Here is a 12,258-nt window from a genome sequence, read left to right as displayed (position 1 = left end):
GAGTCCCCCTCGTCGCGTGGTGCGGCATGCCGCTCGTGCGGGCGTTTCATTCGCTCGCCGCGGTGTTGCTCACAGCACGAGCCATTGTTCTCAGGGTGAACTGGCAGGCGCCTTGCTTAGCGATGCCTTCCCCTTCGGATTCTGTGTTCCGCGAGTGTTTCACAACGAGGCAAGTCGCAGGGGGCAGTCATGCAGTGCGGTAGCGGGCCAGTGAAGCAGGATGATGTGAAGTCGGGGCGTGGGGGAGCGCGAGTGTCCCGAGAGTTGGTCGACATGTTGGTCCTCGCGATTCGCGGGTGCCGAGCGTCAGGGGACGCTCAGTCCGAGCGCGAGTACTCCGGCCAGCTGATGGACGTGCTGATGCCCGAGCTGCGCAAGCTCGCGTGCGATTTCGACAAGTCGCGAGGCTCCCTGTCGCGGGAGGACCTCGTCCAAGTCGCGGCGATGGAGGCCGTGAAGGCGGTTGATACGTATCAGCGCTCGAAGCGCGGAGAGCAGAGCTTCGCGACGTGGGTGAAGTGGCGTGCCCACCGAGCCATCATGGACCAAATCCGGTTGCACCGAGCGGACGTGTGTCTGCCGGACCGGGCCCAGCGCGGCAAGGGCAAGTGGCAGCAGGCCGTGGACCTCGTCAGCAAAGACGCGCCAGAGCAGGAGCTCTCCAGGTCCGCGACGCGGAAGAATGACGAGAGACGCGCACGCGAGGCGGACAGTCTCGTGTCCGTCCTCATCGCGCATGAGCGGTCCGTCCTGGTGCAACGTGCGCTCGCGGAGCTGGAGCCCCAGCAGGAGGAGCTTCTCTCCCGCATCTACGGCATCGGCATGCCACGCGAGGGGACGCGTGCCGTGGCTACGAGGTGGGGCATGTCCCGTCGACGTGTCGACGAGCTGTTGGCCCAGGCTCATGACGAGCTGCGCGCGCGGTTGAGTGGGAGGCTCCTCTAGTGCCGGTGCTTGTCGCCAGGAAGGGCGGGCCGTGCGCGGCGTGTGGCGCGCCTATCCTGGAGGGTGAGCGCATCGCCTACGAGCTGGCGACAGGCCCACGTCACCTCGCGTGTGCAGACAGGGAACCGGAGCTGCGTCGCAACAGGTACGCGGCCCGGTGCTCGCTCTGTGGCTTCCTGGTGCGCAAGGGACGGGGAAGGCTGGACGTCACCGAAACGAGCGAGGACGGAGCCTTCTCGCGCGTCTGGCGGGTGTTCTGCGCGGACGTCGCTGCGTGCAACGCGCGGCTCGCCCAGGTCGCTCGGTGAGATCTTGTCCCACATGCCAAACCTGTAGCTGGACTTAGCGAGCCCCCCGGGTCCGGATTTTGGACGGTGGGCCCGTTCCTGTCTTGCTCGGCGGACCCCCACGATTGAAAAACTTCAAGAAAACGCCAGGGCCCCTCTCGGGTTTTGTTCGGCCCCTCGAATGAAAGTTTGAAGAGAACTCCGGACCAGCCACGGAAAGCGTCCCCATTGAAGGGGATGAATGGCTCGTCCAACAAAGCTCACCCCCGAGTTGCAGGCTGACATCTGCGCCCACCTGGAGCGTGGCCTGTTTCGCCGCGCCGTTGCCGGCCTCGTGGGCGTCGAGGAGCACACCCTCTCGCGCTGGTATCACCGAGGCGCTGGAGAACAGCGCGGCCTGTATCGGGACTTCTTCCTCGCGGTGAACGAGTCGGAAGCGAAGTTCATGGCCGGAGCAACGGACATGCTCCAGGCCGCCGCGTCTCACAACCCCAAGCACGTCCAGTGGTTGCTGTCGCGTCGCTTCCCCGACCTCTACGGGCGGCGCGACAACGTCGAGGTGCAGGCGCCCGAGGACAAGGCCGCCGATGAAAAGGCCCTACGCGAGCTGCTGATGGAGCGCCTGGGCCGCTTCCTCCCGGACGCGCCAGCGCCCGATGCGAGCGCCTCCAGCTCAACCGACACGGACGAAGGGGACGGCCATGTCTCGTGACACGCGGTGCTCGCGCTTCTCGGTGCTGGTGGACCAGCTCGCTCCCGACGAGTCCCCGGCCGCGTTCCTGGTGAAACAGGCTCGCACCCAGAAGGGGCTCGCGAGTCTCTTCGGGCGTCTCACCCATCCCGAGGTGGAGACGCTCGTTCATGACTTGGACTTCTGGGCTCGCCGCGAACAGATGCCGCCGGCCTCTTTCGCCACGTGCTTCATCATGGCGGGACGCGGCTTCGGCAAGACGTGGTCGGGCGCGCGCTGGGTGATTCAGAAGGCCCGCGAGGCGAAGACGATTGGCGCGCTCATCGGCCCCACGGCGGCGGACGTGCGCGACACCATGATTCGCGGCTCCAGCGGCATCCTCGCCCTGTCGCCCCCTTGGTTCATGCCGGTGTACGAGCCCAGCAAGAGGCGCGTCACATGGCCCAACGGCGTCTACGCCATCTGCTACTCGGCGGATAAGCCGGACCGGTTGCGCGGGCCCAACTGCGGCTGGGCCTGGGGCGATGAGCCGGCCTCGTGGAAGCATGAGATGGCGGCGCTGGACCAGCTCCCCATGGTGCTGCGCATCGGCACCGCTGCGAACCCGCCCCAGTTGCTCCTGACGGGGACGCCGCGCCCGTTGCGCAAACTGGAGGAACTTCTCTTCTCCGACGCGGAGACGAAGGCGCTTCGGCCTGGCGTGGTGCTGCGGACGGGCTCCTCGTTGGCCAACCGCGCCAACCTGGCGCCCAGTGCCGTGGCCACGATGAAGGCCCTCATGCACACGCGCTGGGGCCAACAGGAAGTCCTCGGCAAGCTGCTGATGGATGTGCCCGGGGCAATCTTCGGCTCGGCACGGTGGGGCCGTGTAGAGGCGGACGCTCACGAGTACGCGCGGGCGTTGGACAGGCGCATCGTCTCCGTGGACCCCGCGCCCACGAGCGAGACGGGCTCGGACGAGACGGGAATCATCGTCCAGGGTGTGAGAAACAGTCCGCTTGTCGGGACGGACGGAGCGTCACTCAAGCGCGTCTCGGTGCTCAAGGACGCCAGTCTCCGGGGCTCGCCGCGCGAGTGGGCCGCCGCAGCCATCCGCGAGTACCTCGCCTTCGGGTGTGACGCCCTCGTGGCCGAGGTGAACTCGGGCGGGGAAATGGTCGAGACGACGATTCAGACGGTGGCCTCCGAGATGGGTGTCCACGTCAACGTGAAGCCGGTACGCGCCCGCGAGGCCAAGTCCAAGCGCGCCGAGCCGGTGAGCGCGCTAGCCGAGACGGGGCGCATCGAGCTGGTGGGCACCTTCCCGAAGCTCGAGTCCCAGCTCTCCAAGTTCAGCGGCATCAACGGCCGCCGCGATGACCGGGTGGATGCCCTGTTGTGGGGCGTGCACGAGCTGGTGTTCGCGGATTCCTTCTTCTGTCTGTGAGGTTGGCGATGGGCTTCTGGGAACGGATGAAGGCGGCGGTTGGTCGCGAGCCGCGCAAGGGGACGGGGCTGGAGCTGGCGCGCTGGCAGCAGGCGCCGCCGCGTCGAGGTACGGCGCAGCTCCTCGCCGCGTACCGGGAAATGCCGTGGCTCCGCGCGTGTGTGGACGTCGTGGCCGACTCGGTGGCGGGTGTGCAGTGGCGTGTCTACCGCCGCGTCCAGAAGGACGGTCAGCCCGTGAAGGACTACGCGTTGCGAAGTGCGACGCGCGAGGTCCGTGCCGGGCGGTTGAAAGCGATGTTGGAAGCGGGCGAGGCCCAGGAGGTTCCGGACCATCCCGTCCTCAAGCTGCTCTCGGACCCGAACGATCATCTCACCGGACGTAGCGTGACGAAGCTCGTTCAGGTGTATCTGGACTTGGTGGGCGAGGCGTTCCTGGTGCTGGAGCGCTTGGGCGGTGTGCCGGTGGGCTTCTGGCCGGTGCCGCCGAGCACTGTCACGCGGCTGCCTGCGCTGGACGTGCCGCGCGAGCAACGCACGTACACGGTGACGGTGGGCAAGGTGTCGCGGGAGATTCCGGCCAACGACGTGTTGCACCTGCGCAGCTTGGACCCGGAAGACCCGCTAGGGCGCGGCATCGGTCCGGCCTACGCGCTTGGGGACGAACTGGATACCGACGAGTACGTGGCCCGGTTCCTCAAGACGTCCTTCTGGAACAACATGCTGCCGCCGGCCATCGCTTCGATTGAGGGCCTGTCCGACGCGAACAGCGCGGGCGCAAAGGCGTTCAAGGAATCACTGGCGCGTGAGCACCAGGGGCCGGACAAGGCTGGGAAGCTGCTTATCACCAGCGGGAAGGTGACGTTTGCCCGACTCGACACGAGCTTCAAGGACATGCAGCTCGTGGAGCTGCGGCGCTTCCTAATGGACTTCATCCGGATGAACTTCAGGATTCCGCCTGAGATCGTGGGAGACATTTCCAGTTCCAACAAGGCCACGGCCTTCGCGGCGCGGGAGAACCTTGCCGAGCAGGCGACGCTTCCCCGCATGGAGTTCCTGCGCACCGAGTACCAGATGCGGCTGATGCCGCTGCTGGGCGACGAAGGGGCCATCCTCGACTACGACAGCCCCGTGCCGGCGGACCGCGAGCACCAGCTCCGCGTCATGGACACAATGCCGGAGGCTTTCAGCTACGACGAATGGCGCGAGTTGGCGGGTCTCCGGCCTGACCCGAGCCGACAAGGCTACCCGTTGCCCATGCCGGGGCAGATTGAGTTGAGACAACAGAAGGAGGCAATGGAAGAAAATTCCGGCTCCCCCTATGACGAGTAGACGCGTGCGGCAAAGGCTTGACTACCGCGTTGGCGTTTTCTTCAGCGCATTTCTGAGAGAGCGCTTGGAGTTCGCTGTATTTTCTTCGCCACTCGGCAGATTGGCGCCTGCATGAGGTGAGTTGCGTTTATCGGGAGAGGCTTCGATTTGGGGATTCGTCTCCATCGCGGAGGGAGGGGAGGTGTTTGCGGCTTGACTTAGTTTCTTGGTGGTCGCCAGCAGCCGCTGCTCGATGTCCCAAGCAAGGAACTGATTGCCAAGCCTTGATGTCTTGATTGTCCGATATGAAACGCCAGCCCTTTTGTAGTCTTCAAGGAGGCCATGTATTTCCAGTTGAGGGCCGACGACATGGAAGAGGAAGCCCATTTCCCTGCCGCCAGCGCTGGCGTTGTGGATTCCGGTTACAAAGTGCTCCTTGTTGTTGATGAACAGCCATAGCGCGTTGAGCTGTTTGTCGCCGTAATCCAGCATGGTGTTTTGAAGTATGTTTTTGATTCGCAGAAACTTTCTCGTCTGCGTCTCTTCTGGCGAGTTGGTGAGCTCTGAAATTCTCTTTTCGAGCTTTGCGTTCTGCTTTGTGAGTTCGGAGACCTCCTTGGCGAAGGAGGCCATTTCAGTGGCGGTCTTTGATGGGTCGCCGACCTCTCTGATTGGTGTCCAGCCCGCGTTGGGGTTGTCTTCGTATATTCTATTGAGAGATCTCTGAATCTCAAGCCTGATGTCTTTTGTGTCTTCAACAAAGCTGCATATTTTGTTGAGGACGGTTGATTTGAAATTTTTGTAAAGGTCGGGATTGTCCTGTTCAATTACGGCGGCGCCGTCCTTTTTGACCTTGGTTCTCATGGCCTTTTCGTCGAGAACCAATGCGAAGAGAGGCATGCTGTTCTCTGTCGCGTGAAGATATTCAAGCTCAATATATGATTTCTTGCTGGTGGGTTCGATTGAGCCGTATCTTCCTCCGAGAATTAGGAGGAATGCGTCGGCGTCGCTAATCCAGCGCTTGATTGTTTCGAGCTGGCTCTTGTCCCCTGCTGTAAATAGCTCCATTCCAGCGGGTATGTGTCCGGCTGCAAGAACAGCTTCCACTGCGGCCTGACGCTCATCTTCGAGGTCCTTGTATGTTGAAGAGATGAAGACGAGTAGCTTTCTTCTCACGTGGTGCTCCTGATGATGGGTGTGATAATTTAGTGAACATAGGTGGTTTTGGCTAGTCTCAGATGCCCTGGTGCGGTGCCTTGGGGCGCTGTTTGGGAGCCTGGGGTTGAGGTGACCCATGCGTGGGGATTGCTTGTTGGGCCACTCACGGAATACGTCCCCATAAAGAGAGGTGAATGCCTGCACCTCTCTCCGGAACACGCCTCTTCACCGTCCAGAAGGACGCCCCTGCGCCCGCCGAGGGCGCGCCGAGGCTCCACACCTTCCGCGCCAACGACGGCGACTTTGATCGCTACAACGACAGGTTGAGCATCCAGGGCTGGATGCTGGACGCCTTCAACGTCAACCCCGTCGTCCTCTACAACCACGATGATGGGTCCGGCGGCCTCTTCGGTACGGGACGCAAGGACGTGTTGCCTATCGGCAAGGGACGCGCCTACGTGCAGGGCGATGCCCTCCTGGTGGACATCGAGTTCGACCAGGAAGACGACTTCGCTCGGAAGGTGGAGAGCAAGGTCGCGCGCGGCATCCTGAATGCCGTGTCGGTGCGCTACCTCATGCACCGCTACCATGAGAACGAGCGCGGCGGCTTCGACTGCGAGCAACAGGAGTTGCTCGAAATCTCCATTGTCACGATTCCGGGCAACCAGCGCGCGGTGCGGGTGAAGGAGCTGGCCGACGAGCGCGCCGCCTTCATCCAGGACGTGGCGAAGGCCGTGGTCGCCACCCTCGATGAACGCGAGCGGAGCAAGGTCGCACTCCCTCCAGCCCCCGACGTCAACGCCCTGGCCAAGCACACGGCCGAGGCCCTCTTGCAGCACTTCAAGGAGATGAGATGACCCCCGAGCAGATGCAGGAAATGGCGAAGTCCCTGGGCCCGCTGGTGGCCTCTCACCTGATGGATCACGCCAAGGGCCAGCGGGATGGGTACGCCTCGCTCCTCGGTGGCAATGCCGCCGAGCCACTCGCGTCCACCCCGAGCCGCGCGCCCGTGACGGGCAAGCACATGACGGAAGGGACGGGCATCAACCTCATTCGCTTCGTCAAGGCGAAGGCTGTCGCGCGCATGGACGGCCGTAACGTGGTGGACGTCCTCAAGGGCTGGGGCGACGAGGTGGTGAGCAAGGCCCTCTCCCAGGGCAACTATTCCGGGCTGGGCTCGATGGTCCATCCGCAGTTCGCTTCCGAGTTCATCGACCTCCTGCGACACAAAGCCGTGGTGCGGCAGGCTGGGGCTCGCGTCATCCCGATTGGGGCCTCGCTTACCTTTGACCGTCAGAGCAGCACGGGAACGGCCTTCTACGGAGGAGAGACGAGCACGATTCAGGAGTCGGAGCCGGGAACGGATGCCGTAAGCCTCTCCGAAAAGAAGCTCACGGCGCTGACGGCGGTGCCCAACGACCTCATCCGCAACGCGTCCATCAACGCGGAGGAGTTCGTTCGCAACGACCTTCTGAACGTCATGGCGCTGCGAGAGGACTTGGCTTTTCTCCGTGGCACCGGGACACAGCTTGAGCCCCGAGGCATCCGCAACCAGATTGACCCGGCCAACGTGTACGCGGAGACGGTGGCCACGGCGGGCGCGGCGACGCTGGGGGAGATGAAGAAGGAGCTGAACAAGGCGAAGAAGAAGCTGAAGAAGGGCAACGTGCCGATGCTGACCCCGGTGTGGCTGATGTCCCCCAATGCGGAGACGGCCATCCTGGATTCGGTGGGTCCCGGCGGTGAGGGCACTAACTCCCTGGAGAAAGAGATGGTGGAGCGCGGCACGCTGCGCAATGTGCCCTTCTTCGTCACCAACCAAATCCCGGAGACGCTCGGGGCTGGCAACAGCCGCTCGGAGCTGTATCTCGTGGACATGTCCGAGGTGCTCATTGGCGAGTCGATGGCGCTGGAAATCGACGTCTTCCCGAACGGCGCATTCACCCGGGGTGGGCAGGTGGTCTCCGGCATTTCGACCGACCAAACGGTGCTGCGCGCCATCACCAAGCATGACTTGGCCATGAGGCACCGTCAGTCCGGCATCGTCGTGAAGGACCTGAGCTGGGGCAACAGCTAGCCGGGGCAGTCCCCGCGAAAGGAAGAACACCATGAGCGCTCCTCACATCAGTCAGATTGGGGCTTACGTCGCGGCCCGCCCGGGTACGCCGCCCGCCACGAACTCCGTCGGGACTCGCCAGGGGACGGGGCAAGACAGGCTCGTGCTCGGAGAAAGCTGCGTCCTTGTTGCGATGACGGGTGCCATCGTTGGTGGTCCCTCAACGCAGACCTACGAGGTGAAGCTCCAGCACTCCAACGACAACGGCGTCTCGGACCCGTGGGCGGACTACGCGCCATCGGGGGCGGGTAGTGCGACTATCCAGCTCACGGCTGCCAACGCCTTCGCTGAGAAGGACATCGACCTCGGTGCGGCCAAGCAGTTCGTCCGTGTGGCCGAGACAGTGGCGTTCACGGGCGGTACCTCCCCGAGCATCCAGGCTTGCGCAGTCATCGTCTTCGGCGGCGCGTTGACGCTTCCGGTGTGAGGTCCTCTCGTGGCGACTCCCGCCGACCTGTGTTTTGCCTCCACCGTTGCGGATGACCTGAACATCCCGGTGTCGCCGCGGTTGGAGGCGCTCGTCGCGGCGGCAAGTCGCGCCGTGGCGGGCTACTGCTGCCGGGTCTTCGAGCGGGGCCTCGGCCTCGTCGAGTACCCAGCTGGCTACGGGCGCCCCCTGCTTCTCCTGGAGCGCCCTCCCGTCCTGGCTGTCTCCGGCGTCTGGGAGGGTGGCAACCAGGTCTCCGCAAACGACTACGAGATTGCGGGCGGCCTGGCCGCATCCGGCATGTTGAGGCGCAGGCGCGGCGTGTGGCGGGCCACAGTGCATGCGGGCGGTGGGATAACGGGGATGCTCGGGGACTTCCATGGGGAAGGTGGCGAGGATGGACTCCGCGTCGTCTACGACGGGGGCTATGTCACTCCTGGCCAGCATGCGCTCGATGGTGCCTTGGTGGTGACGCTTCCCGAGGATGTGCAGGAGGCCACCGTCCTTACTGCCGTTCAGCTCTACCGCTCGCGAGGTGTCGACGCCATGGTGGCCAGTGAGTCGATTGGCGACTGGTCCGTCAGCTACTTCGCAGCGAAGGCCGAGGGGAAGAGCCCCATTCCAGGCGCGGCTCGGGCCCTGCTCGCGCCCTACGCTCTGCATCGGGTGAGCTGATGGCTTCGCCTTCGGACAGGTTCCGGCAGCTCATCTTCTACTCCCTGGTGATGGGACGGGACGCCCACGGCAAGCCCATGCTGGGGCTGGTGTCCTCGTCGCGGGCGCGCGTGCAACCGAGCCGACGACTCATCCGCGATGCGAGCGGCAACGAGCACCTTGCCTCGCACGTCATCTACACGGACGCGGCGCTGACCCTGCTCCACCGGCTCTGGTTGCCGGGGGAGGACACGTCCGATTTCAACAGGGCTCGGCGGCCAGTGGCGGTGGACGAGTTGGTGGACGGCGCGGGCGTGGTTCGTTTCCGCAAGGTGTGGCTGTGAGTCGCGACCTTGCTGCGGAGCTGGCGGCGGTGCTGGAGTCGGCGGGTCTCGGGCTGGTGCGTCCTCCCGCTCCTGGGGCTAACCTCTTCACCTCACCCATGCCCGAGGTGGAGGGGGGCGTGCCGGATAGGGCTGTGGCCCTTGTGGTGACAGGTGGCTCTAGGCCCCTGCCTTATCTTGGAATTGGAAGAGCAACGTACCTGTCCCCTGGGTGTCAGGTGCGCATCCGCTCGGCGCGCGAGGACTTCCAGGGAGGACAGTCACTCGCGCTCGCCGTCTTCGCCTTTCTCAACCAGTCGCAGCATTTGCCCGGGCTCAGTGTGCGGGCCGAGGAGAGCGCCCCCGTGTGCTTGGGGACGGACGGGGCGGACAGGTATCGATGGGCGCTGAATCTCTCGCTTGGTCTAATGGATGTCGGATACCGTGCGATGCGCCTGGAGTAGTTGAGTGAGCCGCAGAGGAGAGGCTGCCTGTGCCGATTAGACCGAGAGCCCATCAACTTGAGGATGAATCTATTGGCGCACTTAAGAGCGCCTTGGAGGGAGTTGGATGGGTGGTGGAGCGTCTTCATAAAGACTACGGTGAGGACCTGTTTGTCCGAATTTTCAAGGAGGGTCGCCCGACGCCGCTGTCTTTTTTTGTTCAGGTGAAGGCCAGCGATGCACCCTCTTTGAATCGGAAGCGTCAGTGTTTCGTGGTGCGTGTTGGGGTTGAGCATCTTCGGCATTGGAATGGGTTCTGGGAACCTTTGTTTCTGATGCTCTATGACGCAAGAAGTGGAGAGATCTATTGGGAAGAGATTCATTGTTTTGCGCGGACAGATACCGGCCAAAGAGCCCTGGCGCGAGGAGGGAAGACCGTAGGGGTCGATGTTTCTGTTGATAATAAATTGGAACGAGACGGCCTTGTGAGGATTGCTGGTATTGCGGCTGGTATGTTTGGTAGGCACTCGGCATCAATGGAGGCAGTGTCCTTGATGACCGAGTTGCTTGCCGAAGAGGGGATGGTTTTGATTGATCCATTTAGGCCGGAAGTTGCGTGTATGATTTTCGAGAAGGAAGGCTCTCGACGTGTCTATGTGCTTGGTCCGCTTGGAGAACGACTTAGGATGGCTTCTCGAAGGTCAAGGGAGTCGCCGGATGCGCACTTTGATAGAATTATAAGGGAGGGGCTTGGCTCGACTCGCTACGGGAAGAAGTTTGTGATGGTTCGAAATCCTAAGACTGGAGTGTTTGAGCGGAAGTCCCGTCTGCGTCACGAACGCGATATGCGGAAGTTGCGTGAAATGTCGTCTGCACATGAGATTGGACTGGGTGATGTTTCTTTTCGACGCCGAAAGTCTTGACTCTGTGCGGGATAGGTCGGTGTGATTTTCGGGTAGTTATTTGCCGGTGAGCCACTCGCGGAAAGCGTCCCCATAAAGAAGTAGTGGGATGCCCGTTCGAGTCAAAGTCGATGCCGTGAAGTTGGAGCGCCTGCGCCGCTCCTCTGCCGAGGTGCTGCGCGCGCTAGATGGCCCATGCCGGGACATCGCGCGGCTCGCCCTCGACTACTCCCTGTTCCTGGTACCGGTAGGCAAGGACGGGGCGGACGGCCACCTGCGCGACACGGCCTTCCTCGACGGCCCTCGTTACAACCTCGGGCCGCCCCTCTCCACCACGTGGACTGCGGGCTACTCGCACCCGTCCGCCGGCCCCATTCACGAGGGCTGGCACTGGGGCGCGCCCATCTTCAATCCGCCGTCCCACTTCCTCCGCAAGTCGTTCCGGCGTGCCCGAGGAAGCTCGCGTCGCCGCGTCGCGGCCGTCCTCCAGGACTTCCTCGCCCGCCGCTTTCCCTCTCACTGAAGGAGACACCCATGGCCCAGCCCCGAGAGGCATTTTTCGACAAGCTCTTCATCCGCGTCACGGAGACCGCACCCACCGAGGTTGACGAACTGGACGGCATTACCGAGGCGCCGGTCAACCGCGCCAAGGACACCGTCGACACCAACTACTTCGGAGGTGACGGGTACAAGCGCAGCAAGGGCACCCTCAAGTCCTTCACCATCCCTCTGTCTGGCCACGTCCTCCAGGGCAGCGCGCCTCAGAAGGTTCTCCTCGACGCCTTCGAGTCCGACGCGACGGTGTTCTTCACCATCATCGAGGACGAAGGAGCCCCCGTGGGCAGCCAGGGCTACCTCTATCCCGTGAAGGTGACGGCCTACGACGAAGGACGCAGCTCCACGGACGTCGTCACCTTCTCCGCCACGCTCACCTGCCAGGGCGCTCCTGTCGCCGTGTAGCTGGCCATTGCCTTTCACCTTCGAGGAGACACCCATGACTGCACCCGCCATGCACCGCAAGCCCCTGGGCACCCGCCGAGCCCTCCACAAGCGCGTCACCCTCGACGGCGCCGACTACGACATCTGCCGCCCCACGCTGGGCGAGAAGATGGACGTGCTGTCCGCGTCGCGCGCGGCCAAGGAAATGGGCGACAACCGCCATCCCGTGGACGAGGCGGCGGGGATGATGATGATGGCTCGCATTGCCGTCTGCTGCCTGTACTTCCCTGGCACCGCGACGCGTGTCTTCACCGAGGCGGACGTGGCGGCGGTGAAGAACGAGCCCTGGTTGGAGGAAGTGCAGAGCGAACTGGCCTCGGCCTTCGCGGGCCCGACGCTGGAGAGCGCGAAGGGAAACTCCGAGACCACCCCGAGCTGAAGGCCCTGCATGGGGTGGTGAAGCTGACGGGCCAGTCTCCAGATGCGGTGCGCGGGTGGGCCTGGGACGACGTCGTCCACCTGCTCGCCTACTGCGACTTGGAGGCCGACGAGCTGCGCGCGGGACGTCCCCAGACAGGGGCCGGGAGCGGCGGCCACGAGGTGACAACGGTTTTCCGGAAGCGTCCGAAGAGGTGAG

17 protein-coding genes are annotated in these 12,258 nt (G+C 63.6%); 16 read left to right on the top strand and 1 reads right to left on the bottom strand.

The window, feature by feature from the left end; genetic code table 11:
* Positions 1 to 273 precede the first annotated feature (273 nt).
* The 5 genes from HUW62_RS05360 to HUW62_RS05340 all read left to right on the top strand — a co-directional run bounded on the left by HUW62_RS05360 (position 274) and on the right by HUW62_RS05340 (position 4,680).
* On the top strand, positions 274 to 945 hold the full coding sequence (locus HUW62_RS05360; protein WP_163866098.1) for a sigma-70 family RNA polymerase sigma factor: 672 nt from the start codon (positions 274 to 276) through the stop codon (positions 943 to 945).
* A complete protein-coding gene (locus HUW62_RS05355; protein ID WP_176433769.1) occupies positions 945 to 1,253 on the top strand; it encodes a hypothetical protein in 309 nt (102 codons plus the stop codon). The genes HUW62_RS05360 and HUW62_RS05355 overlap by 1 nt, the downstream gene beginning before the upstream one ends.
* Positions 1,254 to 1,473: 220 nt before the next feature.
* Positions 1,474 to 1,944 carry a hypothetical protein gene (locus tag HUW62_RS05350; RefSeq protein ID WP_255203241.1) on the top strand — a complete coding sequence of 157 codons (471 nt, stop codon included), beginning with the start codon at positions 1,474 to 1,476 and terminating at the stop codon, positions 1,942 to 1,944.
* Entirely contained in the window at positions 1,934 to 3,349 is a 1,416-nt protein-coding gene (locus HUW62_RS05345; RefSeq protein WP_176433768.1) for a terminase family protein, read from the top strand. The genes HUW62_RS05350 and HUW62_RS05345 overlap by 11 nt, the downstream gene beginning before the upstream one ends.
* Positions 3,350 to 3,357: 8 nt before the next feature.
* Positions 3,358 to 4,680, top strand: a complete 1,323-nt coding sequence (locus HUW62_RS05340) for a phage portal protein (RefSeq protein ID WP_255203240.1) — start codon at positions 3,358 to 3,360, stop codon at positions 4,678 to 4,680.
* 21 nt (positions 4,681 to 4,701) lie between these two features.
* Here HUW62_RS05340 and HUW62_RS05335 read toward each other — a convergent pair whose 3' ends face one another.
* Positions 4,702 to 5,835: a DUF4062 domain-containing protein gene (locus tag HUW62_RS05335; protein WP_176433767.1), complete on the bottom strand. Its 1,134-nt coding sequence runs from the start codon at positions 5,833 to 5,835 to the stop codon at positions 4,702 to 4,704.
* A 176-nt stretch (positions 5,836 to 6,011) separates the two neighbouring features.
* Here HUW62_RS05335 and HUW62_RS05330 point away from each other — a divergent pair, with 176 nt between their 5' ends.
* From HUW62_RS05330 to HUW62_RS05285, 11 genes are all read left to right on the top strand, one after another.
* The gene (locus HUW62_RS05330; protein WP_176433766.1) at positions 6,012 to 6,674 is read left to right on the top strand and encodes an HK97 family phage prohead protease; all 663 of its coding nucleotides are present in this window, start codon (positions 6,012 to 6,014) and stop codon (positions 6,672 to 6,674) included.
* A complete protein-coding gene (locus HUW62_RS05325; protein ID WP_176433765.1) occupies positions 6,671 to 7,894 on the top strand; it encodes a phage major capsid protein in 1,224 nt (407 codons plus the stop codon). Before HUW62_RS05330 ends, HUW62_RS05325 begins: the two co-directional genes overlap by 4 nt.
* A gap of 31 nt (positions 7,895 to 7,925) precedes the next feature.
* On the top strand, positions 7,926 to 8,360 hold the full coding sequence (locus HUW62_RS05320) for a hypothetical protein (RefSeq protein ID WP_176433764.1): 435 nt from the start codon (positions 7,926 to 7,928) through the stop codon (positions 8,358 to 8,360).
* A 9-nt stretch (positions 8,361 to 8,369) separates the two neighbouring features.
* Positions 8,370 to 9,035: a hypothetical protein gene (locus tag HUW62_RS05315; protein WP_176433763.1), complete on the top strand. Its 666-nt coding sequence runs from the start codon at positions 8,370 to 8,372 to the stop codon at positions 9,033 to 9,035.
* The gene (locus HUW62_RS05310) at positions 9,035 to 9,358 is read left to right on the top strand and encodes a hypothetical protein (RefSeq protein WP_176433762.1); all 324 of its coding nucleotides are present in this window, start codon (positions 9,035 to 9,037) and stop codon (positions 9,356 to 9,358) included. Before HUW62_RS05315 ends, HUW62_RS05310 begins: the two co-directional genes overlap by 1 nt.
* A gap of 98 nt (positions 9,359 to 9,456) precedes the next feature.
* Entirely contained in the window at positions 9,457 to 9,801 is a 345-nt protein-coding gene (locus HUW62_RS49860; RefSeq protein WP_368670345.1) for a minor capsid protein, read from the top strand.
* 29 nt (positions 9,802 to 9,830) lie between these two features.
* Positions 9,831 to 10,703 (top strand): DUF4365 domain-containing protein, encoded by an 873-nt coding sequence (locus HUW62_RS05305; RefSeq protein ID WP_176433761.1) that lies wholly within the window; start codon positions 9,831 to 9,833, stop codon positions 10,701 to 10,703.
* Between the two features lie 88 nt (positions 10,704 to 10,791).
* Positions 10,792 to 11,205, top strand: coding sequence for a hypothetical protein (locus HUW62_RS05300; protein WP_176433760.1), 414 nt, complete (start codon positions 10,792 to 10,794; stop codon positions 11,203 to 11,205).
* A gap of 11 nt (positions 11,206 to 11,216) precedes the next feature.
* Complete coding sequence (locus tag HUW62_RS05295; RefSeq protein ID WP_176433759.1) at positions 11,217 to 11,642, top strand: phage tail tube protein; 426 nt, start codon at positions 11,217 to 11,219, stop codon at positions 11,640 to 11,642.
* A 34-nt stretch (positions 11,643 to 11,676) separates the two neighbouring features.
* Complete coding sequence (locus HUW62_RS05290) at positions 11,677 to 12,060, top strand: phage tail protein (protein ID WP_176433758.1); 384 nt, start codon at positions 11,677 to 11,679, stop codon at positions 12,058 to 12,060.
* A gap of 14 nt (positions 12,061 to 12,074) precedes the next feature.
* Complete coding sequence (locus HUW62_RS05285; RefSeq protein ID WP_176433757.1) at positions 12,075 to 12,257, top strand: hypothetical protein; 183 nt, start codon at positions 12,075 to 12,077, stop codon at positions 12,255 to 12,257.
* Position 12,258: the final 1 nt, after the last annotated feature.

This window comes from Myxococcus sp. AM011 (genome assembly GCF_013372595.1).
GTDB classification, from domain to species: Bacteria; Myxococcota; Myxococcia; order Myxococcales; family Myxococcaceae; genus Myxococcus; species Myxococcus eversor.
Note: the sequence above shows the minus strand (reverse complement) of the source record. Positions and strands in the feature narration are given on the sequence as shown.

Bases quoted from the DNA above. Each gene is read 5' to 3' on its own strand.
- HUW62_RS05360 (WP_163866098.1), top strand. From the start codon at position 274: ATGTTGGTCCTCGCGATTCGCGGGTGCCGAGCGTCAGGGGACGCTCAG.
- HUW62_RS05310 (WP_176433762.1), top strand. From the start codon at position 9,035: ATGGCTTCGCCTTCGGACAGGTTCCGGCAGCTCATCTTCTACTCCCTG.
- HUW62_RS05330 (WP_176433766.1), top strand. From the start codon at position 6,012: ATGCCTGCACCTCTCTCCGGAACACGCCTCTTCACCGTCCAGAAGGAC.
- HUW62_RS05325 (WP_176433765.1), top strand. From the start codon at position 6,671: ATGACCCCCGAGCAGATGCAGGAAATGGCGAAGTCCCTGGGCCCGCTG.
- HUW62_RS05350 (WP_255203241.1), top strand. From the start codon at position 1,474: ATGGCTCGTCCAACAAAGCTCACCCCCGAGTTGCAGGCTGACATCTGC.
- HUW62_RS05320 (WP_176433764.1), top strand. From the start codon at position 7,926: ATGAGCGCTCCTCACATCAGTCAGATTGGGGCTTACGTCGCGGCCCGC.
- HUW62_RS05345 (WP_176433768.1), top strand. From the start codon at position 1,934: ATGTCTCGTGACACGCGGTGCTCGCGCTTCTCGGTGCTGGTGGACCAG.
- HUW62_RS49860 (WP_368670345.1), top strand. From the start codon at position 9,457: ATGCCCGAGGTGGAGGGGGGCGTGCCGGATAGGGCTGTGGCCCTTGTG.
- HUW62_RS05295 (WP_176433759.1), top strand. From the start codon at position 11,217: ATGGCCCAGCCCCGAGAGGCATTTTTCGACAAGCTCTTCATCCGCGTC.
- HUW62_RS05290 (WP_176433758.1), top strand. From the start codon at position 11,677: ATGACTGCACCCGCCATGCACCGCAAGCCCCTGGGCACCCGCCGAGCC.
- HUW62_RS05300 (WP_176433760.1), top strand. From the start codon at position 10,792: ATGCCCGTTCGAGTCAAAGTCGATGCCGTGAAGTTGGAGCGCCTGCGC.
- HUW62_RS05340 (WP_255203240.1), top strand. From the start codon at position 3,358: ATGGGCTTCTGGGAACGGATGAAGGCGGCGGTTGGTCGCGAGCCGCGC.